Annotated in this window: 25 protein-coding genes; 17 read left to right on the top strand and 8 right to left on the bottom strand. The window is 72.0% G+C overall.

Annotated features, from left to right (window positions below; all coding sequences use genetic code 11):
- Nucleotides 1–37: 37 nt before the first annotated feature.
- Nucleotides 38–490, bottom strand: coding sequence for a YbjN domain-containing protein (locus SB754_RS10850; protein ID WP_410782333.1), 453 nt, complete (start codon nucleotides 488–490; stop codon nucleotides 38–40).
- Between the two features lie 187 nt (nucleotides 491–677).
- On the opposite strand from SB754_RS10850, the gene SB754_RS10845 reads away from it, so the two are divergent.
- The 14 genes from SB754_RS10845 to SB754_RS10780 all read left to right on the top strand — a co-directional run bounded on the left by SB754_RS10845 (nucleotide 678) and on the right by SB754_RS10780 (nucleotide 17,240).
- Nucleotides 678–2,249 (top strand): long-chain-fatty-acid--CoA ligase, encoded by a 1,572-nt coding sequence (locus SB754_RS10845; protein WP_410782332.1) that lies wholly within the window; start codon nucleotides 678–680, stop codon nucleotides 2,247–2,249.
- Nucleotides 2,250–2,258: 9 nt separating this feature from the next.
- Nucleotides 2,259–2,669, top strand: a complete 411-nt coding sequence (locus tag SB754_RS10840) for a hypothetical protein (protein ID WP_410782331.1) — start codon at nucleotides 2,259–2,261, stop codon at nucleotides 2,667–2,669.
- Between the two features lie 133 nt (nucleotides 2,670–2,802).
- On the top strand, nucleotides 2,803–4,662 hold the full coding sequence (locus tag SB754_RS10835) for a thioredoxin domain-containing protein (protein ID WP_410782330.1): 1,860 nt from the start codon (nucleotides 2,803–2,805) through the stop codon (nucleotides 4,660–4,662).
- Nucleotides 4,663–4,789: 127 nt separating this feature from the next.
- Nucleotides 4,790–5,833: a LacI family DNA-binding transcriptional regulator gene (locus SB754_RS10830; RefSeq protein WP_410782329.1), complete on the top strand. Its 1,044-nt coding sequence runs from the start codon at nucleotides 4,790–4,792 to the stop codon at nucleotides 5,831–5,833.
- A complete protein-coding gene (locus SB754_RS10825; RefSeq protein WP_410782328.1) occupies nucleotides 5,830–6,780 on the top strand; it encodes a carbohydrate ABC transporter permease in 951 nt (316 codons plus the stop codon). The genes SB754_RS10830 and SB754_RS10825 overlap by 4 nt, the downstream gene beginning before the upstream one ends.
- Nucleotides 6,777–7,652, top strand: a complete 876-nt coding sequence (locus tag SB754_RS10820; protein ID WP_410782327.1) for a carbohydrate ABC transporter permease — start codon at nucleotides 6,777–6,779, stop codon at nucleotides 7,650–7,652. The genes SB754_RS10825 and SB754_RS10820 overlap by 4 nt, the downstream gene beginning before the upstream one ends.
- Before the next feature lie 23 nt (nucleotides 7,653–7,675).
- Nucleotides 7,676–8,968: an ABC transporter substrate-binding protein gene (locus SB754_RS10815; protein WP_410782326.1), complete on the top strand. Its 1,293-nt coding sequence runs from the start codon at nucleotides 7,676–7,678 to the stop codon at nucleotides 8,966–8,968.
- A gap of 41 nt (nucleotides 8,969–9,009) precedes the next feature.
- Nucleotides 9,010–10,164 (top strand): ADP-ribosylglycohydrolase family protein, encoded by a 1,155-nt coding sequence (locus SB754_RS10810; RefSeq protein WP_410782325.1) that lies wholly within the window; start codon nucleotides 9,010–9,012, stop codon nucleotides 10,162–10,164.
- The gene (locus SB754_RS10805) at nucleotides 10,164–11,543 is read left to right on the top strand and encodes an ADP-ribosylglycohydrolase family protein (protein ID WP_410782324.1); all 1,380 of its coding nucleotides are present in this window, start codon (nucleotides 10,164–10,166) and stop codon (nucleotides 11,541–11,543) included. Before SB754_RS10810 ends, SB754_RS10805 begins: the two co-directional genes overlap by 1 nt.
- A complete protein-coding gene (locus tag SB754_RS10800) occupies nucleotides 11,540–12,484 on the top strand; it encodes a ribokinase (protein WP_410782323.1) in 945 nt (314 codons plus the stop codon). The genes SB754_RS10805 and SB754_RS10800 overlap by 4 nt, the downstream gene beginning before the upstream one ends.
- The gene (locus SB754_RS10795; protein WP_410782322.1) at nucleotides 12,459–14,483 is read left to right on the top strand and encodes an SUMF1/EgtB/PvdO family nonheme iron enzyme; all 2,025 of its coding nucleotides are present in this window, start codon (nucleotides 12,459–12,461) and stop codon (nucleotides 14,481–14,483) included. Before SB754_RS10800 ends, SB754_RS10795 begins: the two co-directional genes overlap by 26 nt.
- Nucleotides 14,480–15,667 (top strand): CaiB/BaiF CoA transferase family protein, encoded by a 1,188-nt coding sequence (locus SB754_RS10790; protein WP_410782321.1) that lies wholly within the window; start codon nucleotides 14,480–14,482, stop codon nucleotides 15,665–15,667. Before SB754_RS10795 ends, SB754_RS10790 begins: the two co-directional genes overlap by 4 nt.
- Entirely contained in the window at nucleotides 15,664–16,464 is an 801-nt protein-coding gene (locus SB754_RS10785) for an HpcH/HpaI aldolase/citrate lyase family protein (RefSeq protein WP_410782320.1), read from the top strand. Before SB754_RS10790 ends, SB754_RS10785 begins: the two co-directional genes overlap by 4 nt.
- Nucleotides 16,461–17,240 carry an alpha/beta hydrolase gene (locus SB754_RS10780; protein ID WP_410782319.1) on the top strand — a complete coding sequence of 260 codons (780 nt, stop codon included), beginning with the start codon at nucleotides 16,461–16,463 and terminating at the stop codon, nucleotides 17,238–17,240. The genes SB754_RS10785 and SB754_RS10780 overlap by 4 nt, the downstream gene beginning before the upstream one ends.
- On the opposite strand, the gene SB754_RS10775 is transcribed toward SB754_RS10780, so the two are convergent.
- From SB754_RS10775 to SB754_RS10760, 4 genes are all read right to left on the bottom strand, one after another.
- Complete coding sequence (locus SB754_RS10775; RefSeq protein ID WP_410782318.1) at nucleotides 17,218–17,829, bottom strand: dihydrofolate reductase family protein; 612 nt, start codon at nucleotides 17,827–17,829, stop codon at nucleotides 17,218–17,220. The genes SB754_RS10780 and SB754_RS10775 overlap by 23 nt on opposite strands.
- A 13-nt stretch (nucleotides 17,830–17,842) precedes the next feature.
- Nucleotides 17,843–18,178: a hypothetical protein gene (locus tag SB754_RS10770; RefSeq protein WP_410782317.1), complete on the bottom strand. Its 336-nt coding sequence runs from the start codon at nucleotides 18,176–18,178 to the stop codon at nucleotides 17,843–17,845.
- 132 nt (nucleotides 18,179–18,310) lie between these two features.
- Nucleotides 18,311–19,222 carry an aminodeoxychorismate lyase gene (locus SB754_RS10765; protein ID WP_410782316.1) on the bottom strand — a complete coding sequence of 304 codons (912 nt, stop codon included), beginning with the start codon at nucleotides 19,220–19,222 and terminating at the stop codon, nucleotides 18,311–18,313.
- 112 nt (nucleotides 19,223–19,334) lie between these two features.
- Nucleotides 19,335–19,610: an acylphosphatase gene (locus SB754_RS10760; protein ID WP_410782315.1), complete on the bottom strand. Its 276-nt coding sequence runs from the start codon at nucleotides 19,608–19,610 to the stop codon at nucleotides 19,335–19,337.
- Nucleotides 19,611–19,832: 222 nt separating this feature from the next.
- On the opposite strand from SB754_RS10760, the gene SB754_RS10755 reads away from it, so the two are divergent.
- Nucleotides 19,833–21,377, top strand: a complete 1,545-nt coding sequence (locus SB754_RS10755; protein WP_410782314.1) for a methyltransferase — start codon at nucleotides 19,833–19,835, stop codon at nucleotides 21,375–21,377.
- A 34-nt stretch (nucleotides 21,378–21,411) separates the two neighbouring features.
- Here the strand turns inward: SB754_RS10755 and SB754_RS10750 are convergent, their stop codons facing one another.
- On the bottom strand, nucleotides 21,412–21,915 hold the full coding sequence (locus SB754_RS10750) for a metallophosphoesterase family protein (RefSeq protein WP_410782313.1): 504 nt from the start codon (nucleotides 21,913–21,915) through the stop codon (nucleotides 21,412–21,414).
- A gap of 48 nt (nucleotides 21,916–21,963) precedes the next feature.
- Between SB754_RS10750 and SB754_RS10745 the strand changes: the two genes are divergently transcribed.
- Entirely contained in the window at nucleotides 21,964–22,995 is a 1,032-nt protein-coding gene (locus SB754_RS10745) for an aldo/keto reductase (RefSeq protein ID WP_410782312.1), read from the top strand.
- A 30-nt stretch (nucleotides 22,996–23,025) separates the two neighbouring features.
- On the opposite strand, the gene SB754_RS10740 is transcribed toward SB754_RS10745, so the two are convergent.
- Both SB754_RS10740 and SB754_RS10735 read right to left on the bottom strand, forming a co-directional pair.
- Nucleotides 23,026–23,463 carry a hypothetical protein gene (locus SB754_RS10740; RefSeq protein ID WP_410782311.1) on the bottom strand — a complete coding sequence of 146 codons (438 nt, stop codon included), beginning with the start codon at nucleotides 23,461–23,463 and terminating at the stop codon, nucleotides 23,026–23,028.
- On the bottom strand, nucleotides 23,460–24,062 hold the full coding sequence (locus SB754_RS10735) for an NADPH-dependent FMN reductase (protein WP_410782310.1): 603 nt from the start codon (nucleotides 24,060–24,062) through the stop codon (nucleotides 23,460–23,462). The genes SB754_RS10740 and SB754_RS10735 overlap by 4 nt, the downstream gene beginning before the upstream one ends.
- 114 nt (nucleotides 24,063–24,176) lie before the next feature.
- Between SB754_RS10735 and SB754_RS10730 the strand changes: the two genes are divergently transcribed.
- The gene (locus SB754_RS10730; protein WP_410782309.1) at nucleotides 24,177–24,425 is read left to right on the top strand and encodes a hypothetical protein; all 249 of its coding nucleotides are present in this window, start codon (nucleotides 24,177–24,179) and stop codon (nucleotides 24,423–24,425) included.
- Nucleotides 24,426–24,465 lie beyond the last annotated feature (40 nt).

Below are 24,465 nucleotides of genomic sequence, written 5' to 3'. Positions count from 1 at the left end.
CCCGCGAGGGAGCGGGCCGCGTGTGTGCGGGCGGCCCTCAGGTGGACGTGACCGCCGCATCCATGTACTGGAAGAACTGCAGGATCGTCGACAGGCTGCAGTCGAGGAACTGGGCCAGCTGCTCGTCGGTGACGCCGTGCTCCAGGTCGTACGAGTGCGACGCCTGGATGCGCAGGTCGCCCACGTCGTCTACCGTGGCGAACGCCTTCGGCCAGGGCCGGTCCCGGTGCCACTCGTTGATCAGCAGCAGGATCTCGTCCTTCGACGCCGGCGAGAACAGGCGCTTGTGGATGCCGCGCACATTCAGCACCTCGTTGCGCTCGCCGTGGCGGTAGAACCAGACGTCGTGGCCGTCCCATTTCGCGGTCTGGTCGCCGTCGTCGTCGGTGGCGAACACGTAGCCCTCCGAGCGCAGCCAGGCGGCGATCCGCTCGGACGTCAGGGGCGGTGTCTCCGCGGGCCGGGCGGCCGGACGTCTGAGCAGGGGCACGGTCTTCTCCTGTCGCTTTCGGGGGTTCCCTCTCACCCTACGACCGTGCGTCCGGCGCACGCATCCCGCTCGCATCCTGCACGCATCCCGCACGCGTCCCACACGGGGGCGTTGCCCCGCGACGCCGCGTGACGTAGGTTCGCCTCAACCCGATCGGGTCCTGTGTCGATGAGGACGAGGAGAACCCATGAGTCACGGCTTTGCGACCATGTCCGTCGCGAGCATCCTGGCGGAGACCGCGCACCGCATGCCCGACAACGTCGCGCTGATCTTCGCCGGCCGCGAGATCCGCTACGGCGAGCTGTGGGACCAGACCCGCGCCTACGCCGGCGCCCTGCGCGACCTCGGCGTCGGTCCGGGCGACAAGGTCGCCCTGATGCTGCCCAACGTCCCCGACTTCCCGCGGTCGTACTACGCGGCGCTGGCGCTCGGCGCGGTGGTGGTCCCGATCCACGCGCTGCTGAAGGCGGAGGAGATCGCGTACGTGCTGCGCGACTCCGGCGCCTCGCTGCTGATCTGCGCGGCCCCGCTGCTGGGCGAGGGCGCGCGCGGTGCGGGGCTGGCGGGCATCCCGACCGTGTCGGTGCTTGTGCCGGACGAGCTGCTCGAGCAGGCGCCGTTCCCCCGGCTGGAGGAGCTGGCGGCCGCCGCGGCGCCCATCGACACCTACGTGCCCCGGCATCCGCTCGACACGGCGACCATCCTCTACACGAGCGGCACGACCGGCAAGCCGAAGGGTGCGGAGGGCTGCCACTTCTCGCTGGTGGAGCAGGTGAACGTTCTGATCCAGACCACGCTGGATCTGACGCCGGAGGACCGCATCCTCGGCTGCCTCCCGCTGTTCCACACGTTCGGGCAGACCTGCGTGATGAACATGGGGTTCCGGGCGGGATCGGCCGTGGTTCTCGTCCCCAAGTTCGACGGCGCGACGGCCCTGCAGCTGCTCAACGAGCACGCCTGCACGATCATGACGGGCGTCCCGACGATGTACATCGCGCTGCTGGAGGCGGCGAAGTCGAACCCCGACCGTCCGCCGCTGCGCTACGGGATGAGCGGCGGCGCAGCCATCCCGGTCGCCGTGATCGAGCGGATGAAGGAGGTCTACGGCATCGACGTGCACGAGGGCTACGGCCTCACCGAGACGTCTCCCGTCGCCTCCTTCAACCACCGCGGACGGCCCACCCGGGTCGGCACGGTGGGCACGCCGATCTGGGGCGTGGACGTGGAGATCGCCGACCCGGAGCTCGACGACCGCATCGAGCTGCTCCCGCGCGGCGAGCTGGGCGAGATCGTGGTGCGCGGCCACAACCTGATGAAGGGCTACCTCAACCTGCCGGAGGCGAACGCGGAGGCGGTGGTCGACGGCTGGTTCCGGACCGGTGACCTCGGCACCAAGAGCGAAGACGACTACATCACGATCGTGGACCGCAAGAAGGACATGATCGTGCGCAACGGCTACAACGTCTACCCGCGCGAGGTGGAGGAGGTGCTGTCGACGCATCCGGCCGTCGCGATGGTCGCGGTCTTCGGTGTGGCGCACGAGACGCACGGTCAGGAGATCATGGCAGCGGTGACGCTCATGCCCGGAAGCAGCGCCGAGGCCGACGAGCTGGTGGTGTTCGCCCAGGAGAAGGTCGCGGCGTACAAGTACCCGCGGCGGGTGGAGATCCTGGAGGTGCTGCCGCTCGGCCCCAGCGGCAAGGTGCTGAAGCGGGAGCTGGTGGCGCGGTTCGAGGCGGGCGTCGGATCCCCGGGCTAGGCTCGCAGGGTGAGGATCACGTCGGTCACGGGGAAGATCAGCTACATCGTCGGCGTCTTCGCGCTCATCCTCCTGCTGAACATCTTTCTGATCGCCCGGCTGGTCAATCCGACCTTCGACGTGCTGATCGTCGCGGTGCTGAACGTCGCCTACGTGATCGTCGGCGTGCGGATCTTCCGCGGCGAGGGCGAGAACCGCGCCGACCCGCGGCCCTGGTGGCGGGCCACCGCCCGGCCGGCTGCGGGCTTCTGGATCGGCGCCTTCCTGGTGGTGCTGGCGTTCATCTCCGGAGTCGGCGCGTTCTCGAGCAAGCCGGAGGACGCGTTCATCCCGGCGCTGGCCTGCCTCACCTACGCCGCGCTCGCCGCGTTCTACCTGAACTCGTCCATCCGCCTGCAGGGGATGGACACCGCGGGCTGACTCCGGGCCATATTCGGCGTCGACTGGTGAGTAGATGCGCCAATCCGTGCCGAGTGGCGACATCTACTCACCAGTCGACGGAGGACCCACCGGCCGGGGTTCCGTTCGCCGCGGCCGGTCGTAGGGTGAGCGCATGGTGAATCGGCTCGGCGACGCGATCAGCCCGTACCTGCGGGCGCATGCGGGCAACCCGGTGGACTGGTTCCCCTGGGGCGCCGAGGCGTTCGCGGAGGCGCGCCGACGCGATGTGCCCGCGATGGTGTCGATCGGGTACGCGACCTGCCACTGGTGCCACGTCATGGCGCGGGAGAGTTTCAGCGATCCGACGACCGCCGACGAGCTGAACGCGCGGTTCGTCGCCATCAAGGTCGACCGGGAGGAGCATCCCGACGTCGATGCCGCCTACCTGTCCGCGGCGAGCGCCTTCACCGGCAACCTCGGCTGGCCGCTCACCGTCTTCGCCACGCCGGAGGGGCGGCCGTTCTTCGCGGGCACCTACTTCCCGCCGCAGCCGGTGGCCGGCCGGGCCTCGTTCCGCCAGGTGCTCGACGCCGTGTGGGACGCGTGGACGGCGCGGCGCGACGAGGTGGAGGCGGACGCCGGCAAGGTGGCGGCGGCACTCGCCGCGGCGGCGGAGGCGGCCACATCGGTCGCCGATCTGCCCGACGGCCGGCAGCTGGATGCGGCGATCGCCCAGCTGGCGGAGGCGGAGGACGCCGACTTCGGCGGCTTCGGGACGGCGCCGAAGTTCCCGGTGGCGCCCCTCCTCGACTTCCTGCTGGCGCGCCCGGCCGGGCATGGGCTGGCGGCCCGGACGCTCGAGCGGATGGCGGCGTCGCCCCTGCGCGACCCGATCGACGGCGGGTTCTTCCGCTACGCGACCCGCCGCGACTGGAGCGAACCGCACTACGAGCGGATGCTCTACGACAACGCGTTGCTGCTGGATGCCTACGCCCGCGCTTGGCAGCAGACCGGCGAGGAGTGGGCCGAGCGGACGGCGGACGGCATCGCCGCGTTCCTGCTCGGCGTGCTGCGCCGTCCGTCCGGCGGTTTCGCCTCGGCCCAGGACTCGGAGAGCACGATCGACGGCGCCCGGGTGGAGGGGACGTACTACACGGTCCCTCCCGCGGAGCGGGCGCAGCTCGACCCTCCTCCGCTGGACGAGAAGGTGCTCACCGGATGGAACGGGCTGGCGATCGGCGCGCTGGCCCGCGCTGCGCGCATCCTGGACCGTCCGGCGTGGCTGGCCGCCGCCCGGCAAGCCGCCGATGCGGTGCTGACCCGGCACCGGCGGGAGGACGGGACGCTGCTCCGTGCGTCGCTCGGCGACCTCCGGTCCGAAGCGGGCGCGACCCTCGAGGACTACGGCGGGCTGGCCGGTGGACTGCTGGAGCTGGCACTCGCAGCGGGCGACACGGAGGCGGCCGTCGCGGCCCGCGACCTCGTCGACCTCTGCCTCGACGCCGCAGGCGCGGACGACTGCCCGTTCGAGACCCCCGGCGGCGGAGATCCGGTGCTGACGGCGACCGGGCTGTCTGTGCGGGTCGACCCCTCCGAGGGCGCCTATCCCTCCGGGCTGTCGTCGATGGCGCAGGCGGCGCACACCCTGTACCTGATGACGGGGGAGCGCCGCTACGAGCGGGCGGCGCGGGAAGCGATGCGGATGGTGGCGGTCCAGGCGGTCCGGGTGCCGAGCGCCTTCGGGACGTCGCTCGCACTGATGTCGCGCCTCGCGGGGGAGGTGGGGCAGCTGGTCGTGGTGCTCCCGGATGCGGCGGCCGGCGGTTCCGAGCTGGTGGCGGCCGCACGGCGGCACGACGCCCCGCTCGTGGCCCTCGCCACGGAACGGCAGGCCGCGGAGTTCGCGGCGGCGGGCTTCGAGCTGTTCGCCGCGCGGACGGTCCGCGACGAGAAGCCGACGGCGTACCTGTGCCGCGACTTCGTGTGCCGGCTGCCGGTGACCGACGCAGGCGAGTTCGCCGCAGCGCTCTGAGGATTCGCCGAATACGCACTGGCGGTGCGATCGCCCGTCCGTCGTGCTAGTCTCCCTGTAAACGTTCTTGTAAACGTTCTCAAGAACGTTTCCAGATCGCCTCCCTCCGATGAAGCAGGAGCAGCGCATGCCTGAGCAGCCGACGACCGAACCCCGACGTTCGACGCTCGTCCTCGTCGCGGAGCGCGCGGGCGTCTCGATCGCCTCCGTCTCCCGGGTCCTCAACGGCCAGCCCGCGTCTCCGCAGCTCGCCGAGCGGGTCCGCCGGGCGGCCGACGAACTGGGTTACGTGCCGGACGCCAGCGCGCGCACCCTCAAGACGGGCCGCACCGACCAGCTCGCGCTCGCGGTGGCCGACCTCGGCAACCCGGTCTACGTCAAGATGATGCACGAGGTCGCGCGCGTGGCGGCCAAGAACGGCTACCGCCTCGTCCTCTCGTCCACCGGCAGCGACGCGGACGACCAGATCGAACTCCTGAACAGCCTCAACCGCGGCTTCGCGGATGGGCTGCTGCTGAGCCCGCTACGGGTGACCGACGAGCTGGTGGCTGCGCTGCAGGCCAGCCGCATCCCCGCCGTCGTCATCGGATCGCTGCCGCCCGAGGCCGGAGTGGACAGCGTGCGCGCCGACTCCGTCGCGGGTGTCGGGCTCGCGGTCGAGCACCTCGTTGCCGCCGGTCGACACCGGATCGCGTTCGTGAACGGTCCCGTCGACACGGTCCCCGGCGCGGCGCGGCTCGAAGGCTACCTGCGCGCGATCGACCGGCTCGGGCTCGCGACGACGGCCGACCTGCAGATCGCGGCCTCCGACTTCACCTACAAGGCCGGCCGCAAGGCGGCGTCGCGGCTCCTGCAGCAGTGCTCGCCGGATGCGATCGTCTGCGCCAACGACCTGATCGCCGTTGCTGCGCTCAAGGAGCTCGCGGCCCGCGGATTGCGGGTCCCCGAAGACGTCGCGGTGGTGGGGATGGACGACAGCGAAGCGGCCGAGCTCGCCGATCCTGGCCTCACCAGCGTCAACCTCGGCTCCGCGAAGCGCGCACGCACAGCGGCGAAGCTGCTCATCCGCCGGCTGGAGAATCCGGGCGCCGACGCCCAGACCGTCACCATCGAACCGACGCTCACCGTCCGGGAGTCGACGCTCGCAGCCGGAGGGGAGGCGCGCGCATGACGACCACCATCGCCCCACCGCGGCCCACCACGCCTCCGCCGCCGCGCCGCCGGCGGAAGCGCGCGGGCGGTCCGGCGGGCGGCAGCGGCCGCGACGCCTGGCTGCTCGTGCTGCCGGCCCTCATCCCGATCGTCATCTTCAGCGTGTACCCGCTGGTCCAGGGCATCCTGCTGGGCTTCACGGACGCACGCGCCGGCTACAACCTGCCCATCAACGTCAACGGCATCGACAACTACAGCAAGCTCGCGAGCAACACACTGTTCTGGAACTCGTTCGGGATCGGCCTGCTGTGGGCGTTCAGCGTGACGATCCTGCAGTTCCTGGCCTCACTCGGGCTCGCGCTCCTGCTCAACCTGAATCTCCGGCTGCGGTGGCTCGCACGCACCCTCGCGCTCGTGCCGTGGGCGATGCCCCCGGTGATCATCGCCATCATGTGGCGTCTCATGCTGAACCCGGGCTACGGGCCGATCAACCAGGGTCTCCGGGCACTCGGGCTGCCCGGCGACATCAACTGGCTGGGCAACGCCTCCATCGCTCTCCCCGCCGTCATCGTCGTCGGCGTCTGGGCGGGGATGCCCCAGACCACCATCACCCTCCTCGCCGGCCTGCAGTCCGTCCCGGCGGAGCTCCACGAGGCGGCGGCGATCGACGGGGCGAGCGCGTGGCGCCGGTTCTGGCATGTGACCCTCCCGGCCCTGCGCCCGGTGATCGTCGCGATCACGACGCTCGACCTGATCTGGAACTTCAACTCGTTCGCGCTCGTGTTCGTGCTCACCGCGGGAGGACCGGGCGGTACGACGATGCTCCCGATGCTGTTCGCCTACAACGAGGCCTTCCGGTACGGCAACTTCGGGTACGCGGCCGCGATGGGCAACGTCATGGTCGTCGTGATCGCGGTGTTCCTGTTCCTGTACCTGCGCGGACAGATGAGGAGCCGCAACGCATGACCACCCTCGCCTCCCGTCCCGTCGTCGGCGCCTCCGTCAAGCGGTCCCGCAGGATCGCCCGCCCGCTCCAGTACCTCGCACTGGTGCTGTACATGATCTTCCTCGGCTTCCCGCTGCTGTTCCTGCTGACGACCGCCTTCAAGTCGTCGCGGGAGCTGCAGTCGCCCAACCCGGGATTCCTGCCAACCAGCCTGGACCTCTCGAATTTCACCCAGGCCATCCAGAAGGCCGACCTGTTCACGGCCGCCGGGAACAGCCTGATCGTCGCGGTGTGCACGACCGTGCTGGTCACGCTGATCGCGCTTCCGGCCTCCTATGCGCTGGCCCGGTTCCGGACGAGGCTGCGCGGTCTCGCGACCGGCTGGATCCTGCTCAGCCAGGTCTTCCCGTTCATCCTGATCATCATCCCGCTCTTCCTGGTGCTGAAGAACATCGGCCTGATCAACAACCTGGCCGGGCTGGTGCTGGTCTACACGGTCTGGTCGCTGCCGTTCGCACTGTGGATGCTGCAGGGCTACATCGTCGCCATCCCCGTCGAGCTGGAGGAGGCGGGCGCGATGGACGGCGCGAGCCGGCTGCGGACGCTGCACACGATCGTCCTTCCGCTGCTCGCGCCCGGTCTCGTCGCCACCAGCCTGTTCACGTTCATCAACTCGTGGAACGAGTTCTTCTTCGCCCTCGTCCTGATTCAGGATCCGAAGCTGCAGACCCTTCCGCTGGCGCTCGCCCGCTTCGTCGGCGCGGAGGGCCAGGTGCAGCTGGGGCAGCTCGCCGCGGCGTCGCTGCTGGCGACCATCCCGAGCCTCGTCTTCTTCCTGCTCATCCAGAAACGTCTCACCTCCGGCCTGCTCAGCGGCGCCGTGAAGGGCTGAGACACCCCAACAAAGGAGAAACCATGCGCAAAGGCACCTTCCGCGTGGGCGCCCTCGTCGCCGGCATCGCCGCCGCGACGCTCGCCCTCGCCGGCTGCTCGTCCTCGGGCAGCCAGAGCGACGCCAGCGGCGGGAAGGTCACGCTGACCTTCCAGTCGCTCGCCTACCAGGACACCACGGTCGCAGCGACCAAGCAGATCGTCGACTCGTGGAACACGGCGAACCCCACGATCCAGGTCAAGCTCCAGCAGGGCAGCTGGGACAACGTCCACGACCAGCTCGTCACCCAGTTCCAGGGCGGAACGGCTCCGGACATCATCCACGACGAGTCGGCCGACATCATGGGGTTCGCCCAGCAGGGCTACCTCGCCGACCTGAGCGGAGCGCTCAGCGCCGACACCAAGAAGGCTGTGTCCTCGGACATCTGGAAGTCGGTGACGACCGGCGACGGCAAGATCGTCGCCGCGCCCACCCTGCTGCAGTCCTACGTGGTGTTCGCGAACAAGAAGGCGTTCAGCGACGCCGGCGTCGCGGTCCCCACGGGCAAGACCCTCAGCTGGCAGGACTTCCAGGACCTCTCCACGAAGCTGACCGCCAACGGGAACTTCGGGACCGGCTGGGGCATGAAGTCCCCGACCGCCACCGTGATGAACCTCGCCCTCGGCTTCGGGGGGACGTTCTTCGACAACAAGGACGGCACGTCCACCATCCACGTCGGCGACGACGAACTGCAGGTGCCGAAGCGGATCAACGAGATGGCGTACACGGACAAGTCGCTGGATCCGGTGTCGCTGACTCAGAGCGGCAGCGACGTGCTGCCGGGCTTCTTCGGCGGCAAGTACGCGATGTACGTGGGCGGCAACTATGTCGCCCAGCAGATCACCGAGTCCGCTCCGAGCGGATTCGACTGGGTCGTCCTCCCGCCGCTCGCGGGCAGTAAGGGCGCCGAGCAGGCGGCGAACCCGCAGACCATGTCGGTCTCGGCGCAGAGCAAGCACATCCCCGAGGCCGCGAAGTTCATCGACTACTTCATGAAGGCCGACAACCAGGCGAAGCTCGCAGAAGGCGACTGGCTGATCCCTGCGTCCACCGCGGCGCGCGACCAGGTGGCGAAGGACACCTCGGGCAAGAACGGCTGGAGTGTCATCCTGAAGTCCGGCGACGAGCTCACCGCCGCTCCGTTCCAGTCGGCGACCGGCTACCCGCAGTGGAAGGACCAGTACGCGACACCCGCACTGCAGAAGTACCTGGCGAACTCGATCAGCCTGGACGACCTGAAGAAGCAGCTGACCGACGGCTGGTCCTCGGTCGGCTGACCGGCCCCGCCAGCGAGAGACACGGAACAGAAGGAGACACGATGGATGCCCTGGTGAATTCGAGCACGGGCGCGCTCGCGGGCGCGGCGGTGGGAGACGCGCTCGGCGGAGCGGCGGAGGGGAACACCCCCGAAGCCATCCAGGAGCGCTACGGCGGATTCGTCCAGGGCGTCGTCCCTCCGTTCCTCGCGGACTGGCGGAACGCCCGGCCGATCGCGCCGTACCACAAGGGCGACGGCCACATCACGGACGACACTCTGATGACGACGGTACTCGTCGAGGTGTACGACCGGGTGCGGGACCACCTCGACGCCTACGCGGTCGCCGACCACCTCGTCCCGCTGCTGATCGGCGAGAAGCGCTGGATCCCGGAGTTCGAGTCGGAGGCCCTGCTGCTGCAGCGCATCTTCCTCGCCGAGAAGTGGATGGTCGCGCGCCTGCACTACGGCCACATCGACCCGCGCGAGGCCGGCGTCGGCAACATCGTGAACTGCGGTGCGACGATGTACGTCGGTCCGATCGGGATCGTGAACGCCGGGGCTCCGGAGGCCGCGTACGCCGAGGCGATCGACGTGGCCGGCGCCCACCAGTCCAGCTACGGACGGGAGGCGGCCGGGGTGTTCGCCGCCGCAGTCGCCGAGGCGATGCGGCCGGGAGCCGACGTCGACAGCGTGGTCGCGACCGCGCTGCGGCTGGCGAAGGACGGCACGCGCGACGCCATCGAGGCCGTCGCCGAGGCGGCGACGCGGGTCACCGACTGGCGGAGCGGACTGGCGGCGCTGCGCGCAGCCGTCGAGCCGTTCGACACCGTCGGACCGCACTACCGGGCACCGGCGAAGGATGCGCGCATCCCGAGCCGTACGAAGTCCATCGAGGAGCTGCCCATCGCGCTCGGCATGCTGATCGCCGCGGGCGGCGACTACCGGGAGGCGGTGCTCGGCGCCGTCAACTACGGCCGGGACTCCGACTCGATCGCCGTCATGGCCGGTTCCGTCGCGGGCGCGCTGGGTGGTGTGGAGGCGGTTCCCGCCGAGTGGATCGCCGCCGTGTCCGAGGGAAGCCGGATCGACGTCACGGCGACCGGACCGGTGATCGCCGGCGTCGCCCGGGACGTCTGGGCGAAGGATGCCGCGCGGGCCGAGGCGGTCGCCTCCGCACGGTCGGTCTTCTCGCCCGTCGCCGTCGAGGCGGTGTGATGCTGCGCCTGAGCTGGAGCCAACCGGAAGACCTGGTGCCGCACGCGTTCGTCGCGGCCGAGCTCGACGGGCGGCCCGTCGCCGACCTGCGCGAGCGCTGGTCCGCCGCGGGCGGATCGCCGACCGCGCCGGTCAGCGGCGCCACCCCGCAGCCCGCACCGCAGGAACGGAGGCGACTGGCGCGCGAACTGCTCGCCGAAATGGATGCGCGTCCCGACCCTGCACCGCTGGTGGCGGCCGAGCCGGACGACCTGGACGAGATCCTGAATGCGGCTCCCGCCGGGACGCCCGGGATCGCCGCTCCGCCCGGGATGCTCGTCGACGACGAGGCGGGCCGCTACCCGGACCGCCTGCTCGGCGCGTGGCTGGGCCGGGCCGCTGGCTGCCTGCTCGGCAAGCCGGTCGAGAAGATCACGCTCGAGGGCATCCGCGCCATCGCCCGGTCGACGGGCAACTGGCCCCTCGCTTCGTACTTCACCGAGGTCGGACTCGACCCGGAGATCGCCGCCCGCCATCCCTGGAACCGGCGGAGCCGCCCCACCAGCCTGGTCGAGAACATCGACGGGATGCCCGAGGACGACGACCTCAACTTCCCGCTCATCGCGCTGCAGCTGCTGGAGCGGCGGGGCCGGGGCTTCACCACGGACGACGTCGCGCAGGCCTGGCTCGACTCGCTGCCGGGTGGCCGCGTCTTCACGGCCGAGCGGGTCGTCTACCGGAACCTGCTGGACGGCTACGAGCCCGAGGTCGCGGCACGGGTGGGCAACCCGTTCCGCGACTGGATCGGCGCCCAGATCCGCACCGACGTCTACGGGTGGGCCTCGCCCGGCGACCCGGTCGCCGCCGCGCGCCTCGCCTGGACCGACGCGCGCCTGAGTCACACGCGCAACGGCGTCTACGGCGCCATGTTCGTCGCGGCCGCCTGCAGTGCGGCCGTCGCCGGGGCCGGCATCGACGAGGTCGTCCGGACCGGGCTGTCGGTGGTGCCGGTGGACAGTCGTTACGCGGCTGCGATCGGCCGCGGCGCGGCTCTGGCGGCCTCCGACCTCGACGACATCGCGGCGGTGGATGCGCTGCACGCGGAGTTCGGCCACCTCCACTGGGTGCACGTGCTGAACAACGCCGCCCTCCTCGCCTTCGCTCTGGTGCGCGGCGACGGGGATTTCGAGCGCACGATCACTCTCGCCGTGTCCGGAGGCTGGGACACCGACTCCGTCGGCGCGACGGCCGGGTCGATCGCCGGAGCCCTGACGGGCGCGGCCGACCTCCCTGCGGCCTGGATCGACCCGCTGCAGGACCGGCTCGCCACGTCCGTGCCCGGCTTCTCCGACGTGCGGTTCAGCGCGCTCGCCCGCCGCACCGAGGAGGTGGCGGCATGAGCACCGCTGTCGTCGGCAGTGCCAATCTGGACCTCGTCTACCGCGTCGACCGCATCCCGTCGCCGGGCGAGACCGTGCTCGCCACCTCGTTCACCGCGGTGCCTGGGGGCAAGGGCAACAACCAGGCGGTCGCCGCGGCGCGCGCGGGCTCCGACGTGACCTTCGTCGTCGCACTGGGCCGCGACACGGCAGGGGACCGACTCGCTGAGGAGGCACGGGAGGCGGGAGTCCGTGTGCTGGACCGACGCGTCGACGCGCCGACCGGATCCGCGGTCATCACGGTGGACGCCGCGGGCGAGAACAGCATCGTGGTGGACTCCGGGGCGAACGCGTCGCTCATCTCGCTGACCGAGGGGGAGCGGGAGGCCGTCGCCGCGGCGGATGTGCTCCTCCTGCAGCTGGAGACCCCGCTCGACACCGTCCTCGCCGCGGCCGTCGCCGCCCATGCGGCGGGCACGCTGGTGGTGCTCAACGCGGCTCCGGTCCGCGACCTCCCGGCCGCTCTGCTGGAGCACGTCGACCTCCTGATCGTCAACGAGCACGAGGCCGGGCTGCTCGCTCCGGCCGCCTCGTCTGCCGAGGCAGCGGCGGCGGAGCTGGCCTCCGCCGGCCGGTCCGTGGTCCTCACGCTCGGGGGGTCCGGGTCGCTCGTTCTCGCCGCGGGCGGGTCACCCGTCCTCGTCCCGGCGCACCGGGTGGAGGTCGTCGACACCACCGGCGCGGGCGACACGTTCTGCGGTGCGCTCGCCGCCGAGCTCGATCGCTCGGGCGTTGTCCGCCGGGGTGCCGCAGAGCGGCCGGGGCCGGACCTCACCGCAGCCCTGGTGGCCGCCGCCCGATTCGCCTCCGCCGCGGCCGCGCTGTCCGTGCAGCGGCCGGGCGCCGTCCCATCCATTCCCACGCTCGAGGAGATCCGTGCTTTCGTCGCCGACCGCCGCTGACCCCGACGAGGCCAGCACCAACCAGTTCGACCCGCTCGTGCCGCGGCCGATCGACCGGCCGACCGCGCTGCCGAGAGGAGGGGCGCTCCCTCCGGAGGTCGGCGACATCGTCAAGGTGTTCGCCGCGCCGGACGATCCGGCCGACTGGCCCGCGTGGCGCGCCGACCTGGGCGCCTGGCGCCGGGAGGCGCGCGAGCGGCTGGACTACACCGGCGAGCTCTACGACCGGCCCATGACCCGGTGGTCGCAGACCGCCTACGCGGTCGCCCAGGTGTGGCTCTGGGACGACCGCCTCTTCGACCACAGCCGGCAGGAGTTCACGGTCGACGCCTTCCTGGACGCCGTCGCCGGTCAGGGCGGCCTCGACGGAGTCGTGCTCTGGCACGCCTATCCGGTGATCGGCATCGACGACCGCAACCAGTTCGACTTCTACCGCGACGTCCCCGGCCTCCAGCAGGTCGTGGACCGGTTCCACGAGCGCGGCCTGCGCGTGTTCGTCGACTACAACCCGTGGGATGTCGGGACCCGGCGGACCGGGCGGTCCGACGCAGACGAGCTCGCCGCGCTGGTGGGGGAGTTCGGCGTGGACGGGGTGTTCCTCGACACGATGAAGGAGGGCGATTCGACCCTGGTCGACGCGCTCCTCGGGGCACAGCCGCCCCAGGTGCTGGAGGGCGAGTCGCGGGTGCCGAACCAGCGGATCCGCGACCACCAGCTGAGCTGGGCGCAGTGGTTCGCCGACTCGGCCGCTCCGGGCGTCATGCGGGCGCACTGGTTCGAGCGGCGCCACATGATGCACGGGGTGCGTCGCTGGAACCGGGACCACAGCGACGAGCTGCAGGCGGCCTGGATGAACGGGACCGGCATCCTCGTCTGGGATGCCGTGTTCGGCGTCTGGGTCGGCTGGAATCCGCGCGACGAGTCCACCCTGCGGCGGATGCTGCGCGTCCAGCGAGCGCTGAGCGACCTCCTCGTGGAGGGCGACTGGTCTCCACTCGACGGCGCGGCGGCCGGCGCCATCGCCGCGGGCGTGTATGTCTCCCGCTGGGAGCACGAGGGCCGGATTCTCTGGACCATCGTCAACCGCGGAGCCGTCGAGTGGCGCGGCGACCCTCTGGCCGCTCCTCTCGTTGAGGGCGCCCGCCGCCACGACGTCACCGCGGGGCTGCGCGATGTCACCGAGGTGAGCGTGCCCGCTCGCGGCATCGCCGGTGTCCTCGAACTCGCGCCCGGAGCTTCCGAGCCCGACGGGCTGGACGAACTGCTCGCCGTGGCCGCCGACGATCCGGCTTCCACCGACGCCCGGTTCCTCGAGCGGGAGGCGGTCCGCGTTCGGCCCCGGCCGGCCATCGTCTCCGCCGTTCCGCCCGGCGCCGTGGTCGTCGAGGCAGGCAGCCGCGACGTGGAGGTCACGTACCGCCGGCGCGAGACCGGCTTCTACCAGGGCGCACCCTACGTCGAGGAGTGGAAGCCGCTGCCGCCGCGCCTGCACGACGCCCGATCGGAGACGATCGCCGTGACGCTCGAGCGGCCGGTCGCCGTAGCCGATCGGGAGGTGTCGGTCGCCGAGTTCCGCGCGTTCCTGGAGGGCAGCGGGTACCGGCCGACGGTTGAGCACCGCTTCCTGGTCGGCACCGAGGACGCAGGCCCTGACGCTCCTGTGACCGGCGTCTCCCTGGAGGACGCGCGCGCCTACGCCGCCTGGGCGGGCGCCCGCCTGCCCGACGAGTTCGAGTGGCAGTGCGCGGCCGAACAGGGCGCTGGGCGACGCACCCCTGCGGTCTGGAACCTCACCGAGAGCGAGCACGACGACGGGATCACCCGCTTCGTCATGCTGAAGGGTGGAGCGGATCACCGCTCCGAAGGCTCCGACTGGTACGCCGATGGAGGAGTCAGGCCGGCGTCCTTCACCTTCAAGTACCTGCTCCCCGGCCTCGGCGTCGACCGATCGCCGAGCGTCGGCTTCCGGGTCGCCTGGGATCTGGAGGAGGGCCGATGACCGCGCCGCTCGACGGCGTCCGCGTGCTCGACGTCTCCACCCTGTTCGCCGGACCGCTCGCGGCGACCTTCCTGGGCGACTTCGGCGCGTCGGTCATCAAAGTCGAGCATCCGACCCGGCCCGACGCCGCCCGCGGTCACGGACCGGCCAAGCACGGCGTGAACCTGTGGTGGAAGACGCTGGGCCGCAACAAGCGGACGGTCACCATCGACCTGGGCAGCCCGGCCGGCGCCGAACTCCTGCTCGCGCTCGCCGCCGAGGCCGACATTTTGATCGAGAACTTCCGCCCGGGGACGCTCGAACGCTGGGGTCTCGCGCCCGAGCGCCTGCAGGAGGTCAACCCGCGGCTCGTCGTCGCCCGCGTCACGGCCTTCGGGCAGACCGGTCCCTACGCGTCGCGGCCGGGGTTCGGCAGCCTCGCCGAGGCGATGAGCGGGTTCGCCGCGCTCACCGGCGAACCGGACGGGCCGCCGACCCTGCCGCCCTTCGGGCTCGCCGACGGCATCGCCGCCCTCAGCTGCGCGTACGCCGTCACGGTGGCGCTGCGGGCGGCGGAGCGCGACGGCCGCGGCCAGGTCATCGACCTCGCGATCATCGAGCCCATCCTGATGCTGCTGGGCGGTCAGATCACCGCGTTCGACCAGCTCGGGGTGGTCCAGCCGCGCACCGGGAACCGCTCGGTGAACAACGCGCCGCGCAACGTCTACCGCACCCGCGACGGCGACTGGGTGGCGGTGTCCACCAGCTCGCAGTCGATCGCGGAGCGGGTGATGCGGCTCGTAGGCCGCGAGGACGTCGTGTCCGAGCCGTGGTTCGGCAGTGGCCACTCCCGGGCCGAGCACGCCGACGAGCTGGACTCCGCCGTCGGCTCCTGGATCGCCGGCCGGCCCACGGCCGAGGTGCTGGCCGCTTTCGAGCAGGCTCAGGCGGCCATCGCCCCGGTGTACGACGTCCGCGGCATCCTCGACGACCCGCAGTACCGCGCGCTCGGGACGGTTCTCTCGGTCGACGACGAGGAGCTCGGTCCGGTGAAGATGCAGAACGTGCTCTTCCGGCTCTCCGAGACGCCCGGCGCCGTCCGCTGGCCGGGCCGACGGCACGGTGCGGACACCGCGGAGGTGCTCGCCGAGGTGGGCGTCACCCCCGAGCAGCTCGCGGCGCTGCGGGAGCGGGGCGTCGTATGACCGCGACCACCGCGCTGTACGTGCCCGGCGACCGCCCTGACCGCTTCGAGAAGGCGGTGGCCGCTGGGCCCGACATCGTCATCCTCGATCTGGAGGATGCGGTCGCCGCCGACGCCAAAAGGGCAGCTCTCGATGCGGTGACGCAGTGGCTGGCCGAGCGCGGCGGGGAGGACGGGCCGGACGAAGGCCCGGTCGTCCAGGTGCGCATCAACCCGGGAGCGGACCACGAGCTGGCCGCCCTCGTCGGCACCGGTGCCGGGTTCGGCCTGCGCGTGCCCAAGGTCGAGTCGGCCGCCGACCTGGATGCGATCGCCGAGCGGGCCCCCGGGCATCCGCTCACCGCGCTCATCGAGTCGGCGCTGGGGCTGGAGCGCGCCTTCGAGCTCGCATCGCATCCCGCGGTCGTCGCGCTCGGCGCGGGGGAGTCCGACCTCGCCGCCGAACTCCGGACCCGCGATCAGGCCGTGGTCGACCACATCCGCATCCGCCTCCTCATCGCAGCGTGCGCCGCCGGTCTGCCCGCGCCGATGCTCGCCGCCTACTCCGGGATCCGCGACCTCGACGGTCTGCGGGCCGACACGGAGAGAGGCCGGAGCCTCGGCTGGTACGGCCGGTCGGCCGTCCACCCCGCCCAGCTTCCCGTGATCCGCTCGGTCTTCGAGCCGCGTGACGAGGAGCTGCGCTGGGCGCGTGCCGTGCTCGACGCGCTGGCCTCCGGCGGGGTCGCCACGCTTGCCGACGGGCAGATGGTGGACGCGGCGATGGCGGTGCGCGCCCGCGGCATCCTCGGACGATGACCGCTCGGCCGGGCTGGGAAACGCTCCGCAGCGCGGCGCTCGGCGAGGACCTGCGGTATCTGCTGAACGCCCCGGCCGGACCCGGCCCGCACCCGTTGACGATCCTGCTGCACGGTCGGGGCGACAGCGCGGAGAGCTGGGAGCCGCTATTCGACGCGATGCCGGACGGGGTCGTCGCGATCCCCGACGCGCCCTGGCTGGACCGCGCGGGGTACTGGGTCGATTCCGCCCACCCCGAGGGCCGAGCGCTCGAGACCGCCATCGTCTGCGACCTCGTCGGGTCGCTCGGCGCGCGGTTCGCCCTGCTTCCGGACACCGCAGCCAGGACGGTCGCCGGCTATTCGATGGGCGGGGCCGGCGCGGTACGGCTCGGGCTGGCCCACCCCGACGTGTTCGGCGCGGTCATCGCGCTGAGCCCCGCGGTCTACGACCCCGAACCTCCCGCCGGATCGTCGGCCCGGGACTCCGGGGCCTTCGGGACGGCGCAGGCGCGCTACGACCCTCGGGTGTACGAGCGGCTCGGGTACCGTGCGGCCCTGGCGGCGTATCCGCCGGGGAAGCTGAGCCGCCTGCAGGTCGCGGTGGGCGACCGGGAGCCGGCGCATCCCGGCGCGGCGGAGAGCCAGTCGGTGGCGGCGCAGGCCGCAACGCTCGTGGGAACCGCACGGGCGGTCCCGGGAATCCGCGCGACGCTCCGGACCTTTCCCGGCGGCCACGGCTGGGAGACCTGGGAACCGGCGTTCCGCTGGGCGCTCAGCGCAGCACGCGATACGTGAGGTGCGCCACCTCCGGCGTCACCCGCGACCGCAGAAGCTCCAGGTCGAGCGGAGGCACGCGGTCGAAGACGCGCTCGCCGGCGCCCAGGGTGAGCGGCACGACGTGCAGCCGCAGCTCATCCACCACCCCGGCCCACAGGGCCTGATTCAGTGTCTCTGCTCCGCCGGCGATCGACACGTCGGCGCCGCCGGCCACCTCCCGTGCCCGATCGAGGGCCGCATGGATGCCGTCGGTCACGAAATGGAACGTCGTGCCGGTCAGCTCCAGCGGCTCCCTCGCGAAGTGCGTGAGCACGAAGACCGGGGCGTGATACGGCGGCTCATCGCCCCACCAGCCGGTCCAGTCGCCGAGCGGCTCGTCCTCGCGGGGCCACTCGTTGCGCACCGGGCCGAACATGTTCCTGCCCATGACGTAGGCGCCGGCGGTCGTGATCGCCTCGATCTCGGCGCGGTGCTCCTCCTCGTACTGGAACATCCAGGTGTGCAGCCGCCCGTCGACGCCCTCGCCCATCGGCTTCTCGAGCGACTGGTTCGGTCCGGCCGCGAAGCCGTCCAGCGAGATGCCGATGTCGGCGGTGACGATTCCCATGGCCGCAGCGTAGTCAGGCGCGCTCGACCTTGTCGAGCATGCCCCAGACGGCTTCGCTGAGCTCCGGATGCTCCAGGGCGATGCGCCGCAGCACCGAATACTCGAAGCGGGTGAAGATCTCGCGCCCGGCGGCGGGATGGTGCGCCCGGGACTGCTCCTCGGCCAGGTCGAACGCCTCGATCGCGCCCGCCCGCAGCGAGATGACGACCTGCTCATCCACGCTGGGAAGCTCCGGAATGAACTGCCACGGGTCCTCGCCCGCACGGCAGCGATGTTCGATGATCGCGGACAGTTCGTCGCGCGCCTGCTGCCGTAGCAGCTCGATGCTGCGGGGCACCTGCTCGCTCATCCCGCACCGCCCTTCCCCGGGGTCCTGGTCGCCTCCTCGGCCATCGCGCCGGCACCCTCGCCCGCGCAGTGGGAACAGCCTAGGCGGTGCCGCCGACGGTCGCGAATCGGGGTGACACGATTCGTCTACCGTTCACTCGGTGCGACCCAGGAGGTACGCGTTGAGCTCCGCGGTGAGGTCCGCATCCACCGGGTACTCGCGCCCGTCGAGGTGCGTGACGGGCGCGGCCTGACGCACGCTGGAGACCAGCCAGATCGCGTCGGCGGCCACCACCTCGTCCAGGGTGAGAGGGGCGAACTCGGTGCGGAGGCCGCGGGCGGTGAAGAAGTCGAAGACGGCCGCCTGCGTCGTGCCGGCGAGGATGCCGTGGTCGGTGTTCGGTGTGCGGACGACACCGTCGGTGAGAGTCACCACGTTCGACGTCGGACCCTCCAGGGCGAAGCCGTCGCTGCTCACGAACAGCACGTCGTCCGCGCCGCGGCGGACGGCCTCCCGCTGGGCGGCGCGGTTGACCGCGTACGAGAGCGTCTTCGCGCCGGCGAGCAGCCACGGCGAGGTCTCGGCGACGTCGTGCCGGACGCCGCGGTCCAGCGTGACGACGCGGATGCCCTTCCTCGCCTCGGTGAAGTCCTCGCCGAGGTCGACGAACAGCCAGCCGCTCGGCGCGCCCGACCCCTCCACGCCGCGCGAGTAGATCAGCTTGGCGTACAGCTCGGCGCCGGGCCCGGTTCCGGCCTCCGCCGTGCCGTTCCGGGTGAGGAAGTCGGCGACGCCGGCGTGCACGGCCTCCCGCCAGACGTCCAGCGCGGGAGCCGGCAGGTCGAGCAGTTCGGCGGAATGCGCCAGGCGGGCGAGGTGCGGTTCGAGGGCCTGCGGGTGGCCGCCGATGACCGCGATCGTCTCGAAGACGCCGTCGCCGCGGGTGACGGCGAGGTCGGTCACCCGCACCTGCGGAGCGTCGAAGTCGGCAACCACGTACCCGGGATCCCCGCCCTCCCGGGTGCCGGTCGGAGCCGTAATCGTCAGCAATGTCGCGCGCGTCATCCCCCCATTCTGCCCGTCCGCCTCCGCGCCCGTCCGCCCCGCCGTCGAGTCCGCACTTTTTGCACGCTGCGACGGCGATTCGCGTGCAGAAAGTGTGTACTCGACGGTGGGGTCAGGCGGATTCGTGGATGCGGAAGGCGTCGTCGTGAACGGGAGGGACGTCGGAGGTGTTGACGGCGGCGACCGAGGCGCCGGGCGGGCCCTGGCGCAGCCAGTCGAGCATCCGGTCGACCCGGTCGGGCTCGCCCTCGATCTCGGCCTCGACGCTGCCGTCGAGGCGGTTGCGGGCCCAGCCGGTCACCCCGAAGCGCTGCGCGGCCTCGCGGGCCGCCCAGCGGAAGCCGACGCCCTGCACGCGCCCGGTCACGATCGCCCTCTTACGGATCACGCCCCCATTGTGCCCCCGCTCGGCGAGGACGCCACGCGCGCCGCGACCGCGGTGCGTCGGAGCCGACGCCCGCGCCGCGAGTGCCGTGCCGCGTAGCGACTGCGGCGGGGCGCCGCACCGCAGTCGTTCCGCCGCACCGCAGTCGCTACGCGGCACCGCAGTCGTGGGCGACGCCCGGCGCAGTCGTGGGCGACGCCCGGCGGCATGGGCTTGAATGGAGGGATGAGCGCATCCCTGGTCCCGGCCGCCGACCGCATCCCGGACCTGCGGTCCGACCTGCTCGCGGCGGGGTTCGGCGTCGACGCGCTGACCGGGCTGTGGGGCGACGAAGCGGCGGAGGCCCTGCATCGCGGCCAGCGCATTCCGGCCGAGCGGGCGCTCGCGCGTCGGGAGCCGTCCGCCCTCGCCACCCTGGCCCGGATGTTCGTGCTCGGCCTTCCGGTGACCGCCGAGGAGGCCGCCGCGGCGCTGCCCGCCCTCGGCGTCGACGGAGCCGTCGCGCTCGAGCTGGTGACGGTCGACGACGCGACCGGCGTCGTCGAACCGGCCGTCGACCTCCGCCCGTACGGTTTCGTGGATGCGGCCGGTCCCGCCGAGTGGTGGATCGCCTCCGACCTCGGCGAGCTCGCCCTCCGCCACGCCCTGCCGGAGGACCACGTGCTGGGCGTCGGCGGCGCCTCGCTCACCCTCAGCGGGCTGATGCTGCAGACGCCGGTCGGGTCGGCGCTCGACCTGGGGACGGGATGCGGCATCCAGGCCATGCACGCCGCCCGGCACGCCCGCCGCGTCGTCGCCACCGACATCTCGGCGCGGGCGCTGCGGTTCGCCGCCCTCAATCTGGCAGTGAACGAGATCGACGGCGTCGAGCTGCGCCTCGGCAGCATGTTCGAGCCGGTCTCCGGCGAGCGCTTCGAGCGCTTCGACCACATCGTCTCCAACCCGCCGTTCGTCATCACGCCACGGACGGAGGGCGTCCCCGCGTACGAGTACCGCGACGGCGGGATGGTCGGCGACGGCCTTGTCGCCTCCTTCGTGGCCGGATGCGCCGAGCACCTGACGGCGGGGGGCGTCGCCCAGCTGCTCGGCAACTGGGAGTACCGCGGCGCCGCCGACGGCCTCGACCGGGTGCGGGACTGGGTGGACGCGTCCGCGGAACCCCTCGACGCCTGGGTCGTGGAGCGGGAGGTGGAGGACGCGGTCCGCTATTCCGAGACCTGGATCCGCGACGGCGGCACCCGCCCGGGAACCCCCGAGTTCGAGCGCCTGCTGGGAGCCTGGCTGGACGACTTCGAGTCCCGCGGCGTCCGCTCGGTCGGGTTCGGCTACCTGCTGCTGCGCCGCGCGGAGGGCGTCCCGACGCTTCGGCGCTTCGAGCGGCTGCAGGCGTCGCTGGGCGCGAACGAGGCGGGACTCGGCGTGCACCTGGGCGAGGCGCTGGCCGCACACGACCTGCAGGCCGCCCTGTCCGACGACGAGCTGTCCCGGCTGCGGCCGGTCGTCGCCGGGGACGTCACCGAGGAACGGCACCTCTGGCCGGGCGCCGACGCGCCGACGGCCATCCTTCTCCGTCAGGGCGGCGGCTTCGGGCGCGTCGTCTCGGCGGGCACGGGCCTGGCCGCGCTCGTGGGCGCGTGCGACGGCGGGCTCAGCGTCGGCGCGATCGTCGCCGCCCTCGCCCAGCTGCTGGAGGTGGACGAGCAGGCGCTGCGGAGTGAGCTGCTCTTTGCGGTGCGTGGGATGCTGGTGGACGGCTTCCTGCGCGCCTGACGGCGCCCGTGGCCGCCCCCGGAAACGAGTCGCCTCAGCGGGACCGGTCGACCGGAACCAGCGCGACCGCCTCGAGCCGCCCCTCCCGCACTTCGGCGGTCAGATAGGTGCCGACCGGCTGCCGCCGCCGGTCGGTCGGCGAGCCGGGGTTGAGCAGGCGGAGGCCGCGCGGCGACACCGTGTCCCACGGGATGTGGGAGTGCCCGAACGCCAGCACGTCGGCCTCCGGGAAGTCGCGGTCGGCCCGCGCCTCGCGCCCGGTGGCCGGTCCCGTCTCGTGCACGACGACGAACCGCAGGCCGTCGAGTTCGACGTGCGCGACCTCCGGCAGCCGGCTCCGCAGCTCCGGTCCGTCGTTGTTGCCGTACACGCCGACCAGCCGCCGGGACCGCTGCTCCAGCAGGTCGAGCGTTGCCGCATCCACCCAGTCGCCGGCGTGGATGACGACGTCGGCCGCGTCCACCGCCTCCATCACCTGGACGGGGAGAGCTCTGGCGCGTTTGGGGACGTGCGTGTCGGAGATCAGGAGCAGCTTCACGACTCGACACAGTACGCAAGACCGGGATACGGGGCTACGTTCGCGGCTATGGAGCTACGCAACCTCGGAAACAGCGGAACGATCGTGTCGGAGTTCGCCCTCGGCACCATGACCTTCGGAGCGGAGGCGGACGAGCGGACCTCGCACGCCATCCTGGAGCGCTACCTGGAGGGCGGGGGGAACTTCCTCGACACGGCCGACGTCTACTCGTCCGGCGCGTCGGAGTCGATCATCGGCCGCTGGCTGTCGCGCAACCCCGGACGCCGCGACGGCGTCGTCATCGCGACCAAGGGCCGGTTCCCGATGGGAGCGGGACCGAACGACCTCGGACTGTCGCGGGCACACCTGCGGACCGCGCTGGACGCCTCCCTCCGCCGCCTCGGCGTCGAGCACATCGACCTCTACCAGATGCACGCCTGGGATGCCCTGACGCCGATCGAGGAGACGCTGCGGTTCCTCGACGACGCGGTGACGGCCGGCAAGATCTCGTACTACGGCTTCTCGAACTACCTCGGCTGGCAGCTGACGAAGGCGGTCCACGTCGCGAAGGCGCACGGCTGGGCGCCCCCGGTGACGCTGCAGCCGCAGTACAGCCTGATCGTGCGCGGCATCGAGCACGAGGTGGTGCCGGCGGCTCTGGATGCGGGCGTCGGCCTGCTGCCGTGGTCGCCGCTGGCGGGCGGCTGGCTGAGCGGCAAGTACCGTCGGGACGAGCCGCCGACCGGCGCGACCCGGCTGGGCGAGAACCCGACCCGCGGGATGGAGGCGTGGGAGGCGCGCAACGCCGACCCGCGCACCTGGGACATCATCGACGCGGTGAACGCCATCGCGCAGGAGACGGGGGCGTCGGCGTCGCAGGTGTCGCTCGCCTGGCTGAGCGATCGCCCGGCGGTGACCTCCGTCATCCTCGGCGCGCGGACGGTCGAGCAGCTGGAGGACAACCTGGGCGCGGCGGACCTCGAGCTGACGGACGCCCAGCGCACCCGCCTGGACGAGGCGAGCACACCGCGGACGGACATCTACCCGTACGGGGAGCAGGCGGTGCAGCAGCGGCACCGCAAGCGCGAGGGCGGGCGGTAGCTCCGGCTCCACGGGCGCGCTGGTCGCCGGCTACGTCGCTCCGGGCTCCCGGCCGGCCGCATCCAGCTCGCCGATCAACTCCCGTGCTGCCGCGGTCACCTCGGCCTGGGGTGCACGCAGGCCGACGACCACGTCCGTCGTCCGCGTCCCCTCGGCGCGCATCCTGAGCACCGCGATCCGCAGTTCCACCGTGCCGCCCGGGATGCGGTGGCCGCTCATCGAGACGGTGTTGGCGGCGAACGTGAGGGAGGTCCACTCGTCCGCCCCTGCCGTGTCGTCCTCGGCGAGGCCGGCCAGCCAGGCGGCGAGATCCCGTGCCTCATCGGTCGTCAGGCACGACTCCGTCAACGTCCAGCGGCGGGTGTCGTCGTGGACGATCGCGTCGACCACGAGGCGGTCGTCCGCGTCGACCGGGCCGGCGGGCCGCAACTCGACGGAGCGCGTCCCGTCCTCGTCCTGCAGCTTCACGATGCGCTCGGCACCACCGTGAGCACGCGCTCGATGTACTCGAAGAACGAGTTCATGTAGCCGCGGAGGAACTCCTCGGTCCCCGGGTCGGTGACCGTGCCGTCCTCCTCGACCAGGCCAGGGCGCATCCAGATGTAGGCCTCCGGCGCGTTCATCTGCGGCGCCTGCAGGAAGCTGAGGACGCTGCGCAGCTGCTGCTGGGCGACGGCCGTGCCGATCTGCCCGGGCGATGCCCCGATGACGGCGGTGGCCTTGCGGGCGATCACGTTCTCGCCGTACGGGCGGCTCGCCCAGTCGATCGCGTTCTTCAGCGCGCCCGGGATGGAGCGGTTGTACTCCGGTGTGACGAAGAGCAGAGCCTGCTGCTGGGCGATCAGCGCCTTGAACTCGCGGGCCTCCGGCGGGTAGTCCGCGTCGAGGTCGCGGTTGTAGAGCGGGAGGCCGCCGATCGGGATCTCGGTGAAGACCAGTTCGGAGGGAGCCAGCCGGATCAGCGCCCGCGAGAGCGTGCGGTTGACCGACTGGGCCGAGAGGCTGCCCACGAAGTAGCCGACGGAGTAGGGAGGTTGGAGCTGGTTGATCGTCGCCATGGGGCCCATGCTGCCCCCGCCCCGCCATCCCGTGAAGCCCCTTAAGCCGCCCCCGGGGACCGGAATAGGGCATCCTCCCGATGCTGGCGGGGGGCCTTAGCGAGAAGGCTGTAGTCATCGCCGATGCGGACGCACGGCGAGCAGGAGGGGAGCAGGATCATGCTGCTGGACGAGTTCGTGGACTTCCGGATCCGGGCCGGAGAGGCATCGCGCCGGGAGATCGAGCGGGAGCGGGGACGACGGTCGCGGGAGGCCGCTGCAGCGGGCGAGAGCGCTGCGCGGTCTGTGCGCGGCCGGGCGCGCCCGGCTGGCGCAGCGGCACGTCCGGGCAGTGCGGCGCCGGCGGCGGAGCTGACCCACGCCGCCCGCTGAGGCGTCGTTGCCGGCAGCTACGGATGTCGGTGGTGCGTGG

The sequence above is a fragment of the Leifsonia sp. SIMBA_070 genome, from assembly GCF_046534635.1.
GTDB lineage: Bacteria > Actinomycetota > Actinomycetes > Actinomycetales > Microbacteriaceae > Leifsonia.
This window is presented reverse-complemented; position numbering and strand designations above follow the sequence as displayed.